Raw genomic sequence first — 18,504 nt, 5'->3', positions numbered from 1 at the left:
TGCGGCACGACCATCCATGCGCAAAATGCATCGAACGCCCCACTTATACGATGGACGCATGGATGAGCACCTCGCGGGCGATCCCCGGCTGGAGCTGCGGCATCTGCGCTGCCTCGTCGCGGTCGTCGACGCCGGGAGCTTCACCGACGCCGCCGCCGACCTGGGCGTCTCCCAGGCGTCGGTGTCGCGCGCGCTGCTGGCGCTGGAGGCGCTGCTGGGGGTGCGGCTGCTGCACCGCACGAGCCGGACGGTCAGCCCGACGACGGCAGGGGTGCAGGTCCTCGCCCGCGCCCGGGCGCTGCTGAGCGGCGCCGACGAGCTGATCCGGGAGGCCGCCACCGGGCACCGGAGGCTGCTCGTCGGGCACGCGTGGGCGGCGTTCGGGCGGCACACCGCGGAGTTCCAGCGCCGCTGGGCCGACCGGTACCCCGACGTGGACCTCCACCTGATCCGGCACAACACGCCCACGGGCGGCCTCGCCGAGGGCCTGTGCGACCTTGCGGTGATCCGCGCCCGCGTCGACCTGCGCCCGTGGTCGCACGCGGTGGTCGGCCACGAGGGCCGCACGGTCGCGCTGGCGGCCGACGACCCGTGGGCGCGCCGCCGCTCGATCCGCCTCGCCGAACTCATCGACCGCACCCTCGTCCTGGACCGCCGCACCGGCTCCACGACCCTCGACCTGTGGCCCGAGGAGTCCCGCCCGCGGGTGGAGTACATCACCGACATCGACGACTGGCTCGCCGCGATCGCGACGGGCCGGCGCGTCGGCGTCACCCCGCAGTCGACGGCCGTGCAGTACCGCCGCGAGGGGATCGTGTACCGGCCGCTGCGCGACGCGCCGCCCGTGCCCGTCCACCTGATCTGGCGCCGCCACGACCCGCACCCGGCGGCGCACGCCGCGGTCGCGCTCGCCACCGAGCTCTACACGGCCTGACCTGCGCGGCGGTCCTGAGGCCTTACCCTTGGATCATGCACTCCCTCCGCTGAACCCCCGCCGCGGCCTCCGCCTCCGCCCTGGACGCCCCGCCCGCCGCGGGGCCGGTTTCGCCTGAGGAGAACGCCTTGTTCGCCGAGCTCACCGCGCTCACCACCCGCCCCGAGCCCTTCGCCCGGACCACCACCGCCGAGCTGTGGACCGACCCGCACCTCTCGGAGCGGATGCTCGCCGCCCACCTCGATCCCGACGTGGACCTCTCGTCCTACCGGTCGGCCTTCCGGCAGCGCTCGACGGACTGGCTCACCGCCCGGTTCGGACTCGGCCCCGGCGTCCGGGTGGCTGACTTCGGGTGCGGCCCCGGCCTGTACGGGAACGCCCTCGCGCGCTCCGGCGCGGCGGTCACGGGGATCGACATCTCGCTGCGCTCGGTGCTGTACGCGGCGGCCGAGGCACGCCGCGAAGGGCTGTCCGCCCGGTACCTCCAGGAGGACTACCTGACCTGGCGGTCCGGCGAGCGGTTCGACCTCATCATCATGATCATGCGGGACCTCGGGGCGCTCTCCCCGCACGACAGGCACCGCGCTTTGCGGACCGTCGCCGCGCACCTCGCCGAAGGCGGCGCGTTCGTCTTCGACGTGGACGGCCCCGCGGGCTTCGCCGAGGTCCGCGAGCAGACCCGCTACGCGCCCTCCCTCATGGACGGCTTCTGGTCGCCGGAGCCCTATTTCGGGTTCCATACCACCTTCCGGTACGAGCACGCCTTTCTCTCGCTGGACCGGTACGACATCTACGAAGCCCGCCGGACCAGGACGTTCTGGAACTGGGTCCAGTACTTCACCCCGGCGACCGTCCGCGCCGAACTGCACGCCGCGGGCCTCGCCGACGCCGAGGTCCTGGGCGACGTCGCCGGATCGCCCTACGATCCGGCGGCTCCGCACTTCGCCGTGGTGGCCGCACCCGTCCCGTGACCGGGGCGGCTCAGGTCCGGGAGGCCGCCAGCCAGCGCTTCATCCGGACGGTGAGGGCAGCGACGTGCGCGGCCGCCGTGCACTGGGCGGCGACGGCGTCGCCCGCGTCCAGCGCGGCGAGGATCGCGCGGTGCTCGGCGAGGGCGCGCTCGCGGTTGCGCTGGACCGACCACATGCCCGAGCGGTACAGGTGCGCGCGGGCGTCGAGGCGGTGCAGCGCGTCGCGCAGCGCGGCGTTGCCGGAGGCCGCCCGGATCGCGGTGTGGAACTCCAGGTCGAGCGCCGCCTCGGCGGCCGGGTCCGGGTCGCGCTCCAGCAGCTTGGCCTGCCGTTCGACGATCTCGGCGAGCACGAGCAGGCCGGGCTCGTCGATCTTGACGGTGGCCTCTTGCGCGGCGAGGCCGTCCAGCACCTCCCTGACCCGCATCACGTCGAAGATGGACTCCTCGTCGATCGCCGCGACCTTCGCCCCCGCGTACGGGGTGTGCACCGCGATCCCGTCGTAGATGAGCCGCTGGACCGACTCGCGGACGGGGCTGCGGCTGACGTTCAGCTCCACCGCGAGCGCGGGGACGCTCAGGGGGGCGCCCGGCGGCAGTTCGCCGGAGAAGATCCGCTCGGCCAGCCTGCCGTAGACGGTGTCGACGAGGAGTTCGCCGCTGTCGCTACCGACCATCTCTACCTCCGGAGCGTCGTCCGGATCCGGGCCGCGCGGGGGCTGCGGCGTCCGGCTCCCGGTGGGGGACGGGGGCGGCCCGGCCGCGGGAGGACCGGGGCCGCGCCGGGAGGGCGCGCGGGGCGGCCGGAGACCGGCCGCCCGGCAGTCCCTCAGGCCTTGCGCTCATCGTAGTTCGCCGAGACGCGCCGCCTCAGGTACTCGGCCGCGGTGATCGCCTCGTACTTGCGCTCGGGCCCCTCGATGACGACGTCGCGGTTCGCCTGGGCGAAGAACGGGATGCTGTAGCGCGGCCCGGAGTACTCGCCCTCGACGGGCATGCGCACCCGGTGGAAGTTGGAGACGAGCCGGTCGTCGCTCCAGCGCATGAGCATGTCGCCGATGTTGCAGGTGATCGCGTCCGAGGACGGGGGCACCGGGGTCCACTCCTCGGCCTCGGCGTCGCGGCCGGGGCAGACCTGGAGGCCGCCCTGGCCGTCGCGCTGGAAGAGCAGGGTCAGGCAGTCGAAGTCGGTGTGCGCGCCGGCCCGCCACACGCGCGGGTCGGGGCGGTAGTCCTCGGGCAGCGCGAAGTAGTGGATCATGCGGAGCGTCGAGGCGTACTGCTCGCTCGCCGGATCGTGCGCGCCGGCGAAGAAGTCGGTGTCGAAGCCGAGGCGGTCGGCGAAGCAGGACAGCACCCGCATCGCCACCTCCCAGCAGCGCGCCTCGAAGGACAGGGCGAACTCCCGGAAGCCCGGCAGGGCCTCCTCGCGCGGCCAGAGCTCGGCCATGTGCGGCCGGGTCATCTGGTAGGACTCCTTGCGGTCGGGCGTGCCGATCGACGGCCGCACCTGCGTCTGCGACTCCCAGCCCGCGTTGAACGCCTTCACCAGCGGGATCTCGGCCTTGACCTCCTCGGGCAGCGCGAAGAACCGCTCGGCCTCGGCGAACGCCCGGTCGATCAGCTCGGGCTCGATGCCGTGGCCGGTGAGCTGGAAGAAGCCGATCTCGGTCGCGGCCCGCCAGAGCTGATCGGTGATCTCGGCCTTGCGGGCCTCGAAGTCGGTGAGATCGATGACCGGGATGGCCCGGTCGGTCGTCTCCACGCCCATCCCGCCCATCCGGGCTTCCTTGCTGAGTTCGGCGAGCGAGTAGTCGGTGGTCAATGCTCCTGCTTTCGTGCTCGATGTGCCCGATGTTTCGTGCTCGGTGTGCTGGTTGCGGGCCCGCGCGTCAGCGGGAGCCCGAGGTGTGCCACCGCCCGACGGCGAGCCGCGTGACGGCTGCGAACAGCCCGAAGACGGCGACGCCGAAGAGGGAGGCGAGGAAGATCGCCGCGACCATGTCGTCGGAGCGCAGCTGCGCCTGGAAGGAGGCCAGGAGCGTGCCGATGCCGGGCTCGCCCTGAGCGAAGAACATGTCGCCGATGATCGCGCCGACGACGGCCTGGCCGGACGCGATGCGCAGGCCCGTCAGGATCGACGGGAGCGCGGCGGGCAGTTCGAGGCTGAGCAGCCGGCGCGGGCCGGAGGCGCGGCCGAGGGTGAACATCTCGTGCAGGCTCCGGTCGATCGACCGCATCCCGAAGTGGGTGTTGGTGATGATCGGGAACAGCGAGATGATCGTGCAGACGACGGTCCGGGAGAACGAGCTGTAGCCGAACCAGATGCCGATGAGCGGCACGAGCGCCAGCACGGGGATCACCTGGAGCATCACCGCGTAAGGGAAGACGACCTGCTCGGCGACCCGGGAGCGGCTCATGATGATGCCGACGACCACGCCGATGACGGTCGAGGCGGCCAGGCCCATCGCGGTGTGCCGGGCGGTGACGGCCAGGGCCTCCAGCATCGGCTGGAGCCGGTCGGGGTCCAGCAGCGACTCGGTCAGCACCTCGTGCGGCGGCGGCAGCAGGAACCTGCGGTCCGGCGCGAGCAGCAGGTAGCTGACGGCGTACCAGCCGGCGAAGCCCATCAGCACGGACAGGACCGGCACCAGCGCGCGGCGCAGGACGCCCTTGCGCGCGCTCTTGGCGGGGGAGGGCGCGGCCTTGACGGCGGCCGTCGCGGTGATCTTGGGGGCGGTGGTGGTGCTCGCCATGCCGCTCATCCCTTCCCGTGCAGCAGCGCCGAGACCTCGGCGACGCGATCGGTGAACCGCTGGTCGAACCTGATGGCGCCGTCGCGGTCGCGGGGCAGGCCCACCTCGACGACGCCGCTGATCCGGCCGGGACGCGCCGACATGACGACGACGCGGTCGGCGAGGTAGACCGCCTCGGACACCGAGTGGGTGACGAGCATCGCGGTGAACTCCTCCCTGCGGTGCAGGTCGAGGAGCTGGTTCTGCATCTCGTCGCGGGTCATCTCGTCGAGCGCGCCGAACGGCTCGTCGAGCAGCATCACCTCGGGCTCCAACGCGAGCGCGCGGGCCAGGGAGACGCGCATCCGCATGCCGCCGGACAGCGCCTTGGGGAGCTGCTTGGCGAACCCGGTGAGCCCGACGGCGTCGACCGCCGCGTCCACCCGCCTGGCGCGCTCGTCCTTGGGCATCTTGGCGAGCTGGGTGAGCAGCTCGACGTTCTTGCGGACGCTGCGCCACGGCAGCAGCGTCGGGTCCTGGAAGATGAAGGCGACGGACTCGGTGGCCAGCGCGACCGAGCCCTCGGTCGGCTGCTCCAGGCCTGCCGCGAGGCGCAGCAGCGTCGATTTGCCGCAGCCAGAGGGCCCGACGATGGCGACGAACTCGCCGCGTCCGACGCTCAGGCTGACGTCCTCCAGCGCGGTGGTCCCCGTGGCGTACCGCATGCTCACGCGGTCCACCGAGATCTGCCGCCCGTGCAGCAGATGTGCGGCGTCCACGCCGTGCATCGTGTCGATCAGTGACCTCACCGCATCCAGCTCCTTCCGGTATGTCTCCCGGACTCGGTGGACCTCAGTGTGGATTACATGTAGATCGCGAAAAGGTCCCTGCCGTAAACATCGTGTTTCGTGGTGCTATCCGCGACTTTGAGCTGGGAAGTCATGGGAAATGTCGCCGTGTTCCAGGCTTGGGCCGCGTTCGCCAAGTGTGTGGGAAGCGGGTTCTTTGCCCGGAGATTGAATGTAATCCTGGGTCAGGTGGTGGCGAGGGCGCGGTCGAGGACGGTGAGGAAGAACGCGGCGCCGTCGGCGTCGAGGCACAGCGGCGGCTTGATCTTGAGGATGTTCAGGTGGTCGCCGGTCGGCTGCATGATGACGCCGAGGTCGCGCAGGTGGTCGCAGAGCGCGGCGGTCAGGCGGGTCGCGGGCTCGCGGGCGGCGCGGTCGGCGACGAGTTCGAGCCCCAGGTAGAGGCCCGAGCCGTGGACGGCGCCGATGGCCGCGTGCCGCTCGGCGAGGTCCCGCATGCCCTGGATGAGGAGGCCGCCCACCCTTGCCGCGTTCTCTTGGAGGCGCTCGTCGGCGATGACGTCCAGGACGGCCGTGCCGATGACGCTGGAGACGGGGCTCCCGCCGGTCGAAGAGAAGAAGTAGCCCTGGGTGCGGTACCGCTCGGCCACCTCCCGGGAGGTGACGACCGCGCCGAGGGGGTGGCCGTTGCCCGCGGCCTTGGCCACCGTGACGACGTCGGGCACCACGCCCTGCTGCTCGAACCCCCAGAACCAGGCGCCCAGCCTCCCGTACCCGACCTGGACCTCGTCGGCGATGGCGAGGCCGCCGTGCCGTCTGACGGCTGCGTACACCTCGGCGAGGTATCCGTCCGGAAGGGGGACGCCCCCGGCGTTGCCGTAGAACGGCTCGGCCACGAACGCCGCGGGCGCACGGCCTTCGGCGGCCAGGGCGTCGATGAAGGCCGCCGCCTCGGGGCCGTACCTGTACGCCTCGCCGTCGCGGTGCCGGCCCCGGTAGGGGTTGGGCGCGTCGACCGTGTGCACCCAGGGCGGGCGGGTGGCCAGGGCGTCGGGGTTGTCGGCGGTGGACGTCGAGACGGCGTCGGAAGCGTACGTCCAGCCGTGGTAGGCCTCCTTGACGGCGACGACGTCGTGCCGTCCCGTCGCGGCGAAGGCGAGCCGCAGAGCCAGGTCGGCGGCCTCGGACCCGGAGTTGACCAGGAACACGGTGTCCAGGGGCTCGGGCAGCAGTCCGGCGAGGCGCTCGGCGTACTCCACGACGGACGCGTAGTGGAACCGGGAGTTCGTGTTCAGCCGCCGGAGCTGCCGGGAGGCCGCCCGTTCGATCCGGGGATGGGCGTGCCCGGCGACGGCCACGTTGTTCACCATGTCGAGGTAGACGCGGCCGTCGTCGGCGACGAGGTGGTGCCGCCAGCCGCGCTCGATCCTGGGCGGCTCGTCGTAGTAGTGCTCCTGGACGCCGGCCAGGGCCGCCCGCCTGCGCGCCAGGAGGGAGGGGCCGTCGTCGGCGGCGGAGGGGGCGAGCCCGAACAGGGGTGAAGGGTCGGCGGTGAGGGAGAGCCATCCTTGCGCGTACTCCGGGCGAACCATCCTCGGCGGCTCGGGAGCGCCCGCCTCGCGCACCGTCGCGTGCAGCCGGGCGCCCACGCGCACCGCCATGAGCACGTCTCCGGCCTTCACGTCGCCCTCTTCGGCGACCCGCACGCCGTCCGCACACGTGACGGCGAGTTCGGCGATGCCGTCGCTGAGGACGAACCCGCGTTCCGTGTGGGAGAGGCGTCCCGCGAAGGGCGCGCGGGCCTCGGTGTCACACCCCGGCCACACGTCGACGCCCGTCGGGACGGTCGCGGCGGAGGACTCCGACAGCACGCGCGCTGCGGTCAGCCGTGGCCGCGCGTAGTCGGTGGCGACGCCCGCCGCCGTCCCGTGCGCCGCGAGCGCTTGAGCGGCCAGCTCCTCCTCGGCGCCGGGGCGCAGCCACGCGCCCTCGTCGAGCGCGTCGGCGTCGGGGGAGAGGTCGAGCCGGACGAACGGGCCGGCCAGCATCGGCACCGCCGCGGGGACGGTCACGGACGTGGTGCGCGGGTCGGCGAGGCCGAGTGAGCCGCGCACGAGCCCGGCCATGACCTCCGAGGGCACCGACACGGCCCGTTCGAAGATCCGGAAGTCGTCGTCGATCGCGTCCATCGCGTAGGCGTTGTCGGAGTCGATGACCGCCTGCCACGCCCCGCTCAACACGAGGATCGCGCCGCGCAGCACCACCAGCGGCCACAGCGCCCGCGCCTCGGCCGCCGACAGCGGGCGCGCGGCGTGGAAGGCCCGGACCGCCGGGAGCACGCCGTGCGGCTCGGCCGAGGCGTGGTGCAGCACCGAGGCGACGGTCGAGGCGAGCTCCGCGACGCCCCAGCTCAGGGTGAGGTCGCCGAAGTCGATGATCCCGTCGGGCAGCCCCGCCGCGTCGCACACGGTGTTGTCGTCGGTGATGTCGAGGTGGACCGCCTGCAAGGGCAGGTCGTCGCCCAGGATCGTCAGCCTTGCCCAGGCCTCTTCGGCGGCGGCCAGCGCGGCGTCCGTGCGCGGCGAAGACGGCACCCGGTCGGCCAGCGCGGGCAGCACCCTTCCCGCGTGTCGGGGATCCCACTGGAGCACCCGGTCGAGGCCCGGATGCGTGAAGTCCCGCAACGCGGCGCTTGCCAGCCCCGACACCCTTCCGAGCGCCGCGACCGTCCGAGGCGGCAGGTACGCCGACCCCGTAAGGCTCCCACCCGGGAGGAACCGCAGAAGGCGCGCCACCCGGGGCCCGCCCGAGGTCTCCACCCGAGCGGCCAGCCTCTCTCCGCCCGCCCCCCGCAGCACCGTCGCGATCCTCAGCCCGGGCACGGCCTCCGCGAGCGCGTCGGCCGCGGCATCCTGCGCCGCGACCTCGTCCCCCGTGAACACCGGATGCGCGAACTTGAGCACGCCGAGCGTCCAGCCCTGCCCGTCGAGGAAGAAGTTCGTGTCCTGCTGGCTCCCGATCGCCCGGGCCCGCCCCGCGACCCCGAACACCCGCCCCGCGATCTCCGCGGCCTCGCCCTCCCCGATGACGGGCGCCGCCCCGATCTCGTCCCGGAAGAAGTCGAACCCCACCGAACCACCCATGACTTCTCCCAAAGCTCCACAAGCCCGCATTCCACCCGGACCATATTCTGTCGCCCGAGATCGTTGCACTCCGGAGGACCGGCCCCCGCGGACTGGACCCTCAGGTGCGGGTGAGGGTGCGGGTGAGGGCGGCCACGATGGTGGTGGCGAGGACCCACCCGGCGAGTATCAGCAGGTGGGCGAGGGTCTGGTAGCCCGACACCGGCCGGAACGCGGCCTCCTGGCCTAGGCCGACCACGGGGAGGAGAAGGTCGAGGGTGTAGAAGAACGGGCTGAACTCCGGCGCCTCGCCGGGCTTCAGCGGAGCCGGATGGCGCAGGCCGTAGACGGTGGTGCCGATCGCCAGCAGGGCGGCCAGCCAGATCGCGGCCCGCGCCGGGCGATAGCCGTAGCCGACCGTCGCGTCCTGAAGGTGCCCCCACATCCGGGCGTACCAGACGAGGGACGAGCGCCGCCGCCGTTCCCTGGCGAGCCGCACCGTCCGGGCGGCCACGTCGTCCCCCGCCCGCGCGTACGCGGCGCTCAGCTGCTCGTAGGACGACGGCACCTGGCCGTCGGCGTCCCGGCCGAGCACGCCGAGCCATGCCGCCACGGCCGAGCGCGGGTTCAGCGCGGTGTAGGAGAGGCCGTCGAGCCGGACGACGTCGGGCCACACCTCCGGCGGCGCGTGGATCACCCCGATCCGCGATCGGCGCAGGACGAGTTCGCCCGTGATCGACGTCTCCTCGTCGAGCAGCAATTCCTCGACCGTCCAGCTGCTGGCCCGCAGGCAGGTGCCCTCGGGATGGCGCAGTGCGGCGCCCCGCAGGTCCACGAGCACGGCCCCCCGAAGCCCGCGGAGGTCGGTCATGCCCTCCGCCTGCATTCCGCCCGCTGACAGTCGTGAACCCACGGTGACGGTTTCGGCGTTCAGCGCGGTCCCACCCGGATCGCACAGCCTCGACCGGGACAGATGGACGGTTCCGGCGACGACCAGGCCGGTGAGCCGGGTCTCGCCGTGGATCTCCGCATCGGTCGCGATCACCGAGCCGCCGACGGAGGCGTGGTCGAGTTGGAGCACGCGCGCTCCCCACGTCTCGCGCTCGACTCCGATGCGGGCGCCGTCGAGGAAGACGGCGCCCGCGAGCCGTGCTCCGCCGAGCCGCACTCGGAGGATCCGGCACCCGGACAGCCGGAGCACTCCGCCGACCTGTACCGTCGCGGCGTCGAGTTCGGGCATCACCGACTCGCGCAGGTTGAACTGCCGAACATCCGCGCCGTAGAGGCAGAGCGCCTGCTCGAAGTGGCACTGGGCGAGTCGGACGGGGTGGCGGACCACGGCGTGGCTCAGGTCGAGCCGGCCGGTGATCCGGGCGCCGACCAGCCGCAGCGCGCTGACCTCCCCGGACGGTTCCGGTTCGGTGAGGAGCAGGGCCTTCAGCACCTGCGCGCGGACCGTGCGCGCCGGCCCGGCGCCGCCGCGCAGATCCACGACGCGTCCGGCGGGAAAGGCCTTCCACACCCGGCGCTCGGTCTCCGAAAGATCAGCAATTTCCACTTTGGGGAGCTTGCGGTATATCCGGAGCGGCTGTCAACGCCGGGCGTCAGTTGAAGGTGGTGGGGAGGGAGGACCAGCCGCGGAGGGCCAGGCCGGTGCGGCGGACGGGGGTGGCGGCGGGGGTGAGGGAGGGGAAGCGGGTGAGGAGGCGGGTGAAGGCGATGCGGGCTTCGAGGCGGGTGAGGTGGGCGCCGAGGCAGAAGTGGGAGCCGGCGGCGAAGGAGAGGTGGTCGTTGGGGGCGCGGGTGAAGTCGTAGGCCTCAGGGGAGGGGAAGTGCGACGGGTCGTGGTTGGCCGCGGCGAGGATCGTGATGACGGTCTGGCCGGGCAGGAGGTCGGCGCCGAGCAGGGTGACGGGTTCCAGGACGGTCCTGGCGTCGATCTGGATCGGCGGCTCGTGGCGGAGGAACTCCTCGACGGCTCCGGGGATCAGGTCGGGGTCGGCGCGCAGGGAGGCGAGGAGGGCGGGGTCGGCCAGGAGGGCGGCGAGGCCGCTGCCGAGGAGGTTCGTGGTGGTCTCGAAGCCCGCGCCGAACAGCAGCAGCGCGGTCGAGGCCATCTCGGCCTCGGTGAGGCCGTCGTGCGTGACGAGGCGGGTGAGCAGGTCTTCGCCGGGTTCGCGGCGCTTGCGGGCGAGCAGGTCGAGGAAGTAGCCGATCATGATCCGGCCGGAGGAGGCGAACCCATCGAGCTCCTCGGGGGAGACCTCGGGGTCGGTGAACCGCGCCATGGTGCGCATGAGCGGGAGGAAGTCCGCGCGGTCCTCCTGCGGCACGCCCAGGAGATCGGCGATGACCTCCAGGGGCAGCACGAAGGCGAAGGAGCGGATGAAGTCGGCGGTCCCCTCCTCGGCGAGCCCGTCGAGGAGCGCGTCGGTCCGCCGGGTGACGATCCCGGCCAGCTCGGTGACGTGCCGGGGCGTGAACTGGTCGCTGACGAGGCGGCGCAGCCGGGTGTGCTCGGGCGGGTTGGCGAACAGCATGCTCGCCCCGATGGTCGAGGTGATGAGGTCGCGCACGTCGCTCGCGACATTGCTGAACTGCATGCCGAGCAGCTCGTCGCCCTTGCCCAGCGCGCGGTGGCGCAGCGCGGCCGAGCAGCCGTCGAAGCCGGTCAGCACCAGGGTTCCGTCGGCGGTGAGCAGGGCGGGCGCGGCCTCGCGCAGCCGCCGGTAGGCCCCGTAGACGTCGGCGTCGGACGGGGTGAGCATCGCCTCGTAGAAGAGCTGTTCGGCGGGCGCGGAGCTGACGGCTTGGACGGTCATGGCGACTCCCGGTCGAAAGACGGCGTACCCCACGAGAGTGACACTTTTCGAGAATCCGTCAATACCTCGAACAGAGACGGCATATCTGTCTCGCTGTTAGGGTGCGGGCGTGGAGGAACCAGCCGATTTCCGGCTCCGTGTGCGCCGGCAGCTCCGCGAGGACGCGATGGACGCGGCCTACGCCGTCATCGTCGGGGCCGGGTGGGGGGCCGTGCGGATGACGGCGATCGCGCAGGCCGTCGGGGTGAGCAGGCAGACCCTGTACAAGGAGTTCGCCGACAAGGAGGAGATCGGGCGCGCGCTGGTGCTGCGCGAGACGGCCCGCTTCATCGACGGGTTCACCGCGCAGACCGCCGATGTCCGGGACATCCCCGCCCTCATCGGGGCGGCGGTCCGGTTCGGGTTCGAGCACGGCTCGTCGCACCGGATGCTCGTGGCGATCCTCGCCGAGCCGCCCGGCAACGACAGCCTGCTCCCGTTCGTCACCACCGACGGCGGGGCGCTGGTCGCCGAGGCCGCCGAGGTGCTGGCCGCGCCCATCCTGACGCTGGCCCCGCACCTCGACCCCGGCGACGTCACCGAGACGTGCGACGCCCTGATCCGGCTCATGGTGAGCCATCTGCTCCAGCCGAGCGGCGACGCCGAGGCCGCCGCCGCGGGGATCGTCCGGATCGCGCTGCGCGGTCTCGGGCTCTAGCCTCAGCGCGCCAGGTGCCGGGAGATGACCAGGCGCTGGATCTGGTTGGTGCCCTCGAAGATCTGGGTGATCTTCGCCTCGCGCATGAACCGCTCGACGGGGAAGTCCCGGGTGTAGCCCGCGCCGCCGAGTACCTGGACGGCGTCGGTCGTCACCTTCATGGCGTTGTCCGTCGCGGTGAGCTTGGCGATCGAGGCCTGGCGGCCGTAGGGGCGGCCCGCGTCCTTGAACCGGGCGGCCGACAGGTAGGCGGCCCGGGACGTCTCCGTCGCGGCGGCCATGTCGGCGAGGAGGAAGCCGAGGCCCTGGTGGTCGATGATGGCCTTGCCGAACGCCTCGCGCTGCTTGGCGTAGGCGACGGCGTGGTCCAGCGCGGCCTGGGAGATGCCGGTCGCGACGGCGGCGATGCCGAGCCGCCCGGCGTCCAGGGCGTTCAGGGCGATCGCCAGGCCCTGGCCTTCGGCGCCGATGAGGTGGTCGGCGGGGACCCGCACGTCCTCCAGCCGGACGGTGACCGTGGCCGAGCCGGTGAGGCCCATCTTCTCCTCGGGCCTGTCGAACGCGAGGCCGGGGGCGCCCGCGGGGACGTGGAAGCAGGAGATGCCGCGCCCGCCGTCGTCGCTGGTGCGGGCCATGACGGTGTAGAAGTCGGCGTGGCCGCCGTGGGTCGTCCAGGCCTTCGCGCCGCTCAGCACGTAGGAGTCGCCGTCGCGGACGGCCCTCGTGCGCATGGCGGCGGGGTCGGATCCGGCGTGCGCCTCCGACAGGCAGTACGCGCCGAGCAGCTCACCTGACAGCATCTCCGGTAGCCAGCGCGCGCGCTGCTCGTCGGTGCCATACGCGAACAGAGGGAAGCAGGACAGGGCGTGCACGCTCACGCCGACGCCGACGCTCGCCCAGGCGGCGCCGATCTCTTCCAGCACCTGGAGGTAGATCTCATAAGGCTGCGCGCCGCCTCCGAACTCCTCGGGATACGGCAGGGAGAGCAGCCCGGCGCGGCCGAGGGTGCGGAAGACCTCGCGGGGGAAGACCTCGTCGCGCTCGGCCTGGACGACGCGGGGCAGCAGTTCCTTCGCGCACAGCTCACGGGTGAGGCCGATCAGGTCCTCGGCCTCGGGGGAGGGCAGCAGGCGTTCGGCGGGCATCGGGCGGCTCCTTTCGATGCTCGGACGGTACCACTATGAGTACCAAGGAACCCCAACTGGTACTGATGGGCGGTCGACCGGTAGGGTCCGGCTCATGGAGACGCAGGCCAGGGCGCGCAGGCGCGCGGAACTCGTGGAACGGCTGATCGAGCTGTTCCTGGAACGCGGCTTCGCCGACTTCGGCGTCGCCGACCTCGCCAAGCTCCTGCGCTGCTCCAAGACGACCCTGTACGCGGTCGCCGAGAGCAAGGAGCAGATCATCACCGCGGTCGTCCGCGCCTTCTTCCGCCGCGCCACCGACCGCGTCGAGGCCCGGCTGGCCGAGGAGACCGAGCCGCGCGCCCGCATCGAGGCCTACCTCCTGGCGATCTCCACCGAGCTGTCGGCGGCCTCGCCCGCCTTCTTCGCCGACCTGACGGCCTTCGGCCCCGCCCGCGAGATCTACCGGCGCAACACCGCGATCGCCGCCGAGCGCGTCAGGCTGCTCCTGCTGGACGCCGCGCCAGGGCAGGGCGGCCGGTCGGCGTTCGCCGGAGCCGTCGCGGGCCTGGTCATGGAGGCCGTCCACCGCGGCGACATCAAGGAGGCCACCGGCCTCGACGACGCCGCCGCCTACGCGGCCCTCGCCGCCCTGCTCGTCGCCCAGACGGGCGCGCTGAACGCGCCCCGCCCCACCCACGCAGAGACAGGAGCGCGCCCATGACCGGTCCCCTGACGGGCCTGCGCGTCGTCGAACTCGCCGGCATCGGGCCCGGCCCGCACGCGGCGATGATCCTCGCCGACCTCGGCGCCGACGTCGTCCGGGTCGAACGCCCCCAGGGCACGCTCGACCTCACCGGCGGCGGCCCCGACCACCTGCTGCGCGGCCGCCGCTCGGTCGCGGCCGACCTCAAGACCGCCGACGGGCGCGACCTCGTCCTGCGCCTGGTGGCCCGCGCCGACGTGCTGATCGAGGGCTTCCGGCCCGGCGTCGCCGAGCGGCTCGGGATCGGCCCGGACGACTGCCGCGCGGTCAACCCGCGCCTCGTCTACGGCCGCATGACGGGCTGGGGCCAAGACGGCCCGCTCGCCCAGCGCGCGGGCCACGACATCAACTACATCAGCATCACCGGCGCCCTCCACGCGATCGGGCGCGCGGGGGAGCGGCCCGTCCCGCCGCTCAACCTCGTCGGCGACTTCGGCGGCGGCTCGATGTTCCTGCTCGTCGGGCTGCTGTCGGCGCTGTGGGAGCGCGAGCGGTCCGGCGAGGGCCAGGTCGTGGACGCCGCGATGGTCGACGGCGCGGGCGTGCTCGCCCAGATGATGTGGGCGATGCTCGGCCAGGGCACCTGGTCGCCCGAGCGCGGCGCGAACCTCCTCGACGGCGCGGCGCCCTTCTACGACACCTACACGTGCGCGGACGGCGGGCACGTGGCCGTCGGCGCGATCGAGCCGCAGTTCTACCGGGCGCTGCTCGAAGGCCTCGGCCTGGAGGCGGCCGACCTCCCCGACCAGAACGACAGGTCCGCTTGGCCGGTGCTGCGCGAGCGCTTCACCGCGGCGTTCGCGGCCGAGCCGCGCGACCACTGGGCGGCGGTCTTCGCCGGTACCGACGCCTGCGTGACGCCCGTCCTCAGCTGGGCGGAGGCCCCCGGGCACCCGCATCTGGCCGCCCGTGACGCCTTCGTGCGGATCGACGGCGTGGCCCAGCCCGCGCCCGCCCCGCGCTTCTCCCGGACACCGCCCGGCACGCCCGCCCCGCCGCCCGCCCCGGGCGCCGACACAGCGGCGGTCCTGGCCGACTGGGACGCTTAGCGATCGCCCTCCGGGCCGAGGAGCCCACCGCCCGGCCCCCTTACGCCCGCCCGCCGACGGGGATGCCACCGGCCGGCGCGGGCGGGAGGCGCGAAGACGGGAGGGGCCCCGGGTTCCGATTCCCCGGGGCCCCTCCCGTCATTTCCGCACGGGTCAGGCGCGGGGCGGGAGGACCGGCTCGCGGTTCAGTTCGGCGCGGCCGATGGAGCGCAGGTGGACCTCGTCGGGGCCGTCGAAGAGGCGCATCGCGCGGTGCCAGCCGTACATGGCGGCCAGCGGGGTGACGTCGGTGACGCCGGCGCCGCCGTGCACCTGGATGGCGCGGTCGATGACGCGGGTGGCGGCGCGCGGGACGGCGACCTTGGCCATGGAGACGAGGTCGCGGGCCGCCTTGTTGCCCCAGGTGTCGATGACGTGGGCGGCGCGGTGGCACAGCAGCCTCGCCTGCTCGATCTCCAGCCGGGACTCGGCGATCTCGCGCTGGATCATGCCCTGGTCGGCGAGCGGCCCGCCGAACGCGACGCGCGTCTTGGCCCGCTCGGTGAGCAGCGCCAGAGCTCGCTCGGCGGCGCCGAGGGCGCGCATGCAGTGGTGGATGCGGCCCGGCCCGAGGCGGGCCTGCGCGGCGGCGAACCCGCCGCCCTCCTCGCCGATGACGTTCTCCACGGGCACGCGCACGTCGGTGAAGCGGACCTCGGCGTGGCCGTGCTGGTCGTGGTGGCCGAAGACCGGGTAGTCGCGGACGATCTCGACGCCGGGGGTGTCGCGCGGCACGAGGACCATCGTCTGCTGGAGGTGCTTGGGGGCCGAAGGGTCGGTCTTGCCCATGAGGATGAAGACCTTGCAGCGCGGGTCCATCGCGCCGCTGGTCCACCACTTGCGGCCGTTGATCACGTAAGTGTCGTCCTCCCGCTCGATGCGGGTGGCGATGTTGGTGGCGTCGCTGCTGGCGACGTCGGGCTCGGTCATCGCGAAGCCGGAGCGGATCTCCCCGGCGAGGAGCGGGCCGAGCCACCGGCGCTGCTGCCGCTCGGTCCCGAGCAGGTGCAGCAGTTCCATGTTGCCGGTGTCGGGGGCCTGGCAGTTGATCGCCTCGGGGGCGATGTCGACGCTCCAGCCGGAGAGCTCCGCGATGGGCGCGTACTCCAGCTGGGTGAGGCCGGACTCCGAGGGCAGGAAGAGGTTCCACAGCCCTTCGGCCTTGGCGGCCTCCTTGAGCTTCTCCACCACCGGGGGCAGGTCGTGGCCGTCCGGTCCGGCGGCCTTGCGGTGGGCCAGGTACTCGGCCTCGGCGGGCAGCACCTGCTCGCGCATGAACACGACCATCCGGTCGTACAGCTCGCTCGCCCTCGGGGACGGGGCGGGGAGGTCGTAAGCCGACACTGTGTCCTCCTGAACAGACCGATCGTTAGATCGGTCTGAACTTAACCCCGGTCACTCGGCCGCGTCAACGCGGGGTGCCCGGACGATCTCCAGGGCGAACCCGACGTACTGCCGCGCGACGATCTCCGGCGACGAGGGCCCGGACGGCGACCACCACTGCGGCAGGGCCGTGCACATCGTGACGACCGCGCGGGCGGCCTCCTTGGGCAGCGCCGTCGACATGAGCCCCCGGCGGCACCCTTCGATGACCTCGTCGTCCACCATCCGCTGCATCTCCTGGCGGTCGGCGGCGATGCGCGCCCGGTCGGGCTGGTCGATGCTGCGCATCTCGCTCGCGCCGATGAAGCCCAGCTCCCGCCGGTGCGTGTGGAACAGCGCCAGGCACTCCACCAGCATCGTGAACCGCTCCAGCGGGCCGTCGCCCTCGGCGCGGGCGGCGCGCGCCCGGCGCAGCAGGTCGTCCATCGTGAGGTCGAGGAGGGCGACCAGGAGGTGCTGCTTGGTGGGCCAGTGGTGGTAGACCCCCGGCACCGACAGCCCCGCGCGCTGGGCGACGGTCCGGATGCTCGCGCCGTGGTAGCCGAGTTCGACGAACGCCTCAAGGGCCCCGGCCAGAGGGGCGTCCAGGGCCAGGGGCGGGAAGTCGCGCCAGCCGGTCTCGGGCGCGGCGGCGGGGGAGGCGGCGCCGCGCAGCTCCTCGGGGTCGGCGCGCAGCAGCCGGGCGGCGGCCTCCAGACGCTCCTCGGCGAGCCGGGTCTGCCCGTTCTCGACCGCGCTCCAGGTGCCGATGCTGACCTCCAGGGCCGCGGCGACCTGGCGGAGGGTGAGCCCGGCGGACTGCCGGGCCCCGCGCAGCCGCAGGCCGAGCGCCTGGCGTGCCTCTCTGACTTCGGACACGTTCTCGCGTACGGCCACCGTGCTCCTTCGAGGACTGTGTGCTCTTGACAACACCACTTCGGCCGGGCAATAGTACCCCCACTGTTCGGACAGAGCGTTCGATCGGTCGGTTTCAGAAAAGCGACCGGTCTCTTGGAGGGATCATGACTACGGCCGTGCCGCCCGGGGTCGACGTCCCCGCGCTGGAGGCCTTCCTGCGGGAAGCCGCCCCCGGCCTGCTCACGGGGCCTCTGCACGTCGGCCTGCTGTCCGGAGGGCGGTCGAACCTCACCTACCTGCTCACCGACGGCGCCGACCGCTGGGTGCTGCGCCGCCCGCCGCTCGGCCACGTGCTGGAGACCGCGCACGACATGGGCCGCGAGTACCGCGTCCTGGAGGCCCTGCACCCGACGGACGTGCCCGTCCCCGCCCCGCGGGTGATCGGCGGCCCCGACGTGATCGGCGCGCCCTTCTACGTCATGGACTTCACCGACGGCCTCATCCTGCGCGACCGCGCCCAGGTCGAGGCGTTCGGCGGAGCCGCCGCGACCGGCCTGGCCGCGGCCCTCATGCAGACCCTCGCCGGGCTGCACCGGCTCGTCCCCGAGGAAGTCGGCCTCGGCTCCCTCGGCCGCCCGGAGGGCTACCTCGCCCGGCAGGTCTCCCGCTGGGCACGCCAGACGGCCGCCTCCCACAGCCGCGACGTGCCCGGGTTCGACAAGCTCGCCGAACGGCTCACCGACCGGCTCCCGTCCCGGCAGGGCACCGGCATCGTGCACGGCGACTACCGGCTCGACAACGTGGTCGTCGCCCCGTCCGGCGAGGTCGTCGGCGTCCTCGACTGGGAGATGGCGACCCTCGGCGACCCGCTCACCGACCTGGCCTCCGCCGTCGTCTGGTGGGACGGCATCCGAGGCCTCGACAGCCCCGTCGCGGCCGTGCCCGGCGACGTCCCCGGCTTCCCCGCCAGCAACGTCCTCGTCTCCGCCTACGCCAGGCACACCGGCGCCGACCTCGCCGAACTGCCCTGGTACCTCGGCTTCGCCTTCTACAAGATCGCCGCGATCTTCGAGGGCATCCACTACCGGGCGCAGGCGGGCCTGACCGTCGGCGACGGGTTCGAGCAGATCGGCGCCATGGTGCCCGACCTCGTCGCACGCGGGCATGACGCCCTCAGCGACTGGTCCTGAACGGCCACCGCGTCGAAGGCGACGCGG

16 protein-coding genes are annotated in these 18,504 nt (G+C 73.0%); 6 read left to right on the top strand and 10 right to left on the bottom strand.

The window, feature by feature from the left end; all coding sequences use genetic code 11:
• Positions 1 to 58 precede the first annotated feature (58 nt).
• Together ACYVOM_RS17490 and ACYVOM_RS17485 are read left to right on the top strand one after the other, a co-directional pair.
• Entirely contained in the window at positions 59 to 934 is an 876-nt protein-coding gene (locus ACYVOM_RS17490) for a LysR family transcriptional regulator (protein ID WP_460304454.1), read from the top strand.
• 128 nt (positions 935 to 1,062) lie between these two features.
• Positions 1,063 to 1,905 (top strand): SAM-dependent methyltransferase, encoded by an 843-nt coding sequence (locus ACYVOM_RS17485; RefSeq protein ID WP_460304453.1) that lies wholly within the window; start codon positions 1,063 to 1,065, stop codon positions 1,903 to 1,905.
• A gap of 10 nt (positions 1,906 to 1,915) precedes the next feature.
• On the opposite strand, the gene ACYVOM_RS17480 is transcribed toward ACYVOM_RS17485, so the two are convergent.
• From ACYVOM_RS17480 to ACYVOM_RS17450, 7 genes are all read right to left on the bottom strand, one after another.
• The gene (locus tag ACYVOM_RS17480; RefSeq protein ID WP_460304452.1) at positions 1,916 to 2,581 is read right to left on the bottom strand and encodes a GntR family transcriptional regulator; all 666 of its coding nucleotides are present in this window, start codon (positions 2,579 to 2,581) and stop codon (positions 1,916 to 1,918) included.
• Between the two features lie 152 nt (positions 2,582 to 2,733).
• On the bottom strand, positions 2,734 to 3,729 hold the full coding sequence (locus ACYVOM_RS17475) for an isopenicillin N synthase family dioxygenase (RefSeq protein WP_460304451.1): 996 nt from the start codon (positions 3,727 to 3,729) through the stop codon (positions 2,734 to 2,736).
• A gap of 67 nt (positions 3,730 to 3,796) precedes the next feature.
• A complete protein-coding gene (locus ACYVOM_RS17470; protein WP_460304450.1) occupies positions 3,797 to 4,660 on the bottom strand; it encodes an ABC transporter permease in 864 nt (287 codons plus the stop codon).
• A gap of 5 nt (positions 4,661 to 4,665) precedes the next feature.
• Positions 4,666 to 5,448: an ABC transporter ATP-binding protein gene (locus ACYVOM_RS17465; RefSeq protein WP_460304449.1), complete on the bottom strand. Its 783-nt coding sequence runs from the start codon at positions 5,446 to 5,448 to the stop codon at positions 4,666 to 4,668.
• Positions 5,449 to 5,672: 224 nt separating this feature from the next.
• Entirely contained in the window at positions 5,673 to 8,591 is a 2,919-nt protein-coding gene (locus ACYVOM_RS17460; protein WP_460304448.1) for an aminotransferase, read from the bottom strand.
• 100 nt (positions 8,592 to 8,691) lie between these two features.
• A complete protein-coding gene (locus ACYVOM_RS17455; RefSeq protein WP_460304447.1) occupies positions 8,692 to 10,128 on the bottom strand; it encodes a hypothetical protein in 1,437 nt (478 codons plus the stop codon).
• A 46-nt stretch (positions 10,129 to 10,174) separates the two neighbouring features.
• Positions 10,175 to 11,392 carry a cytochrome P450 gene (locus ACYVOM_RS17450; protein ID WP_460304446.1) on the bottom strand — a complete coding sequence of 406 codons (1,218 nt, stop codon included), beginning with the start codon at positions 11,390 to 11,392 and terminating at the stop codon, positions 10,175 to 10,177.
• A gap of 109 nt (positions 11,393 to 11,501) precedes the next feature.
• Between ACYVOM_RS17450 and ACYVOM_RS17445 the strand changes: the two genes are divergently transcribed.
• The gene (locus tag ACYVOM_RS17445; RefSeq protein ID WP_460304445.1) at positions 11,502 to 12,089 is read left to right on the top strand and encodes a TetR family transcriptional regulator; all 588 of its coding nucleotides are present in this window, start codon (positions 11,502 to 11,504) and stop codon (positions 12,087 to 12,089) included.
• Between the two features lie 2 nt (positions 12,090 to 12,091).
• Here ACYVOM_RS17445 and ACYVOM_RS17440 read toward each other — a convergent pair whose 3' ends face one another.
• Entirely contained in the window at positions 12,092 to 13,234 is a 1,143-nt protein-coding gene (locus ACYVOM_RS17440; protein ID WP_460304444.1) for an acyl-CoA dehydrogenase family protein, read from the bottom strand.
• A 94-nt stretch (positions 13,235 to 13,328) separates the two neighbouring features.
• Between ACYVOM_RS17440 and ACYVOM_RS17435 the strand changes: the two genes are divergently transcribed.
• Both ACYVOM_RS17435 and ACYVOM_RS17430 read left to right on the top strand, forming a co-directional pair.
• Complete coding sequence (locus ACYVOM_RS17435) at positions 13,329 to 13,937, top strand: TetR/AcrR family transcriptional regulator (RefSeq protein ID WP_460304443.1); 609 nt, start codon at positions 13,329 to 13,331, stop codon at positions 13,935 to 13,937.
• Entirely contained in the window at positions 13,934 to 15,028 is a 1,095-nt protein-coding gene (locus ACYVOM_RS17430) for a CaiB/BaiF CoA transferase family protein (RefSeq protein ID WP_460304442.1), read from the top strand. The genes ACYVOM_RS17435 and ACYVOM_RS17430 overlap by 4 nt, the downstream gene beginning before the upstream one ends.
• A gap of 153 nt (positions 15,029 to 15,181) precedes the next feature.
• Here ACYVOM_RS17430 and ACYVOM_RS17425 read toward each other — a convergent pair whose 3' ends face one another.
• A complete protein-coding gene (locus ACYVOM_RS17425) occupies positions 15,182 to 16,354 on the bottom strand; it encodes an acyl-CoA dehydrogenase family protein (RefSeq protein ID WP_460304526.1) in 1,173 nt (390 codons plus the stop codon).
• Positions 16,355 to 16,462: 108 nt separating this feature from the next.
• On the bottom strand, positions 16,463 to 17,326 hold the full coding sequence (locus tag ACYVOM_RS17420; protein WP_460304441.1) for a helix-turn-helix domain-containing protein: 864 nt from the start codon (positions 17,324 to 17,326) through the stop codon (positions 16,463 to 16,465).
• A 125-nt stretch (positions 17,327 to 17,451) separates the two neighbouring features.
• On the opposite strand from ACYVOM_RS17420, the gene ACYVOM_RS17415 reads away from it, so the two are divergent.
• Positions 17,452 to 18,477, top strand: a complete 1,026-nt coding sequence (locus tag ACYVOM_RS17415; RefSeq protein ID WP_460304440.1) for a phosphotransferase family protein — start codon at positions 17,452 to 17,454, stop codon at positions 18,475 to 18,477.
• The last annotated feature ends 27 nt before the right edge of the window (positions 18,478 to 18,504 follow it).

It is taken from the genome of Actinocorallia aurea, from assembly GCF_054783995.1.
This window is presented reverse-complemented; position numbering and strand designations above follow the sequence as displayed.

Bases quoted from the DNA above. Each gene is read 5' to 3' on its own strand.
- ACYVOM_RS17490 (WP_460304454.1), top strand. From the start codon at position 59: ATGGATGAGCACCTCGCGGGCGATCCCCGGCTGGAGCTGCGGCATCTG.
- ACYVOM_RS17480 (WP_460304452.1), bottom strand. From the start codon at position 2,581: ATGGTCGGTAGCGACAGCGGCGAACTCCTCGTCGACACCGTCTACGGC.
- ACYVOM_RS17470 (WP_460304450.1), bottom strand. From the start codon at position 4,660: ATGGCGAGCACCACCACCGCCCCCAAGATCACCGCGACGGCCGCCGTC.
- ACYVOM_RS17460 (WP_460304448.1), bottom strand. From the start codon at position 8,591: ATGGGTGGTTCGGTGGGGTTCGACTTCTTCCGGGACGAGATCGGGGCG.
- ACYVOM_RS17450 (WP_460304446.1), bottom strand. From the start codon at position 11,392: ATGACCGTCCAAGCCGTCAGCTCCGCGCCCGCCGAACAGCTCTTCTAC.
- ACYVOM_RS17440 (WP_460304444.1), bottom strand. From the start codon at position 13,234: ATGCCCGCCGAACGCCTGCTGCCCTCCCCCGAGGCCGAGGACCTGATC.
- ACYVOM_RS17435 (WP_460304443.1), top strand. From the start codon at position 13,329: ATGGAGACGCAGGCCAGGGCGCGCAGGCGCGCGGAACTCGTGGAACGG.
- ACYVOM_RS17430 (WP_460304442.1), top strand. From the start codon at position 13,934: ATGACCGGTCCCCTGACGGGCCTGCGCGTCGTCGAACTCGCCGGCATC.
- ACYVOM_RS17425 (WP_460304526.1), bottom strand. From the start codon at position 16,354: ATGGTCGTGTTCATGCGCGAGCAGGTGCTGCCCGCCGAGGCCGAGTAC.
- ACYVOM_RS17415 (WP_460304440.1), top strand. From the start codon at position 17,452: ATGACTACGGCCGTGCCGCCCGGGGTCGACGTCCCCGCGCTGGAGGCC.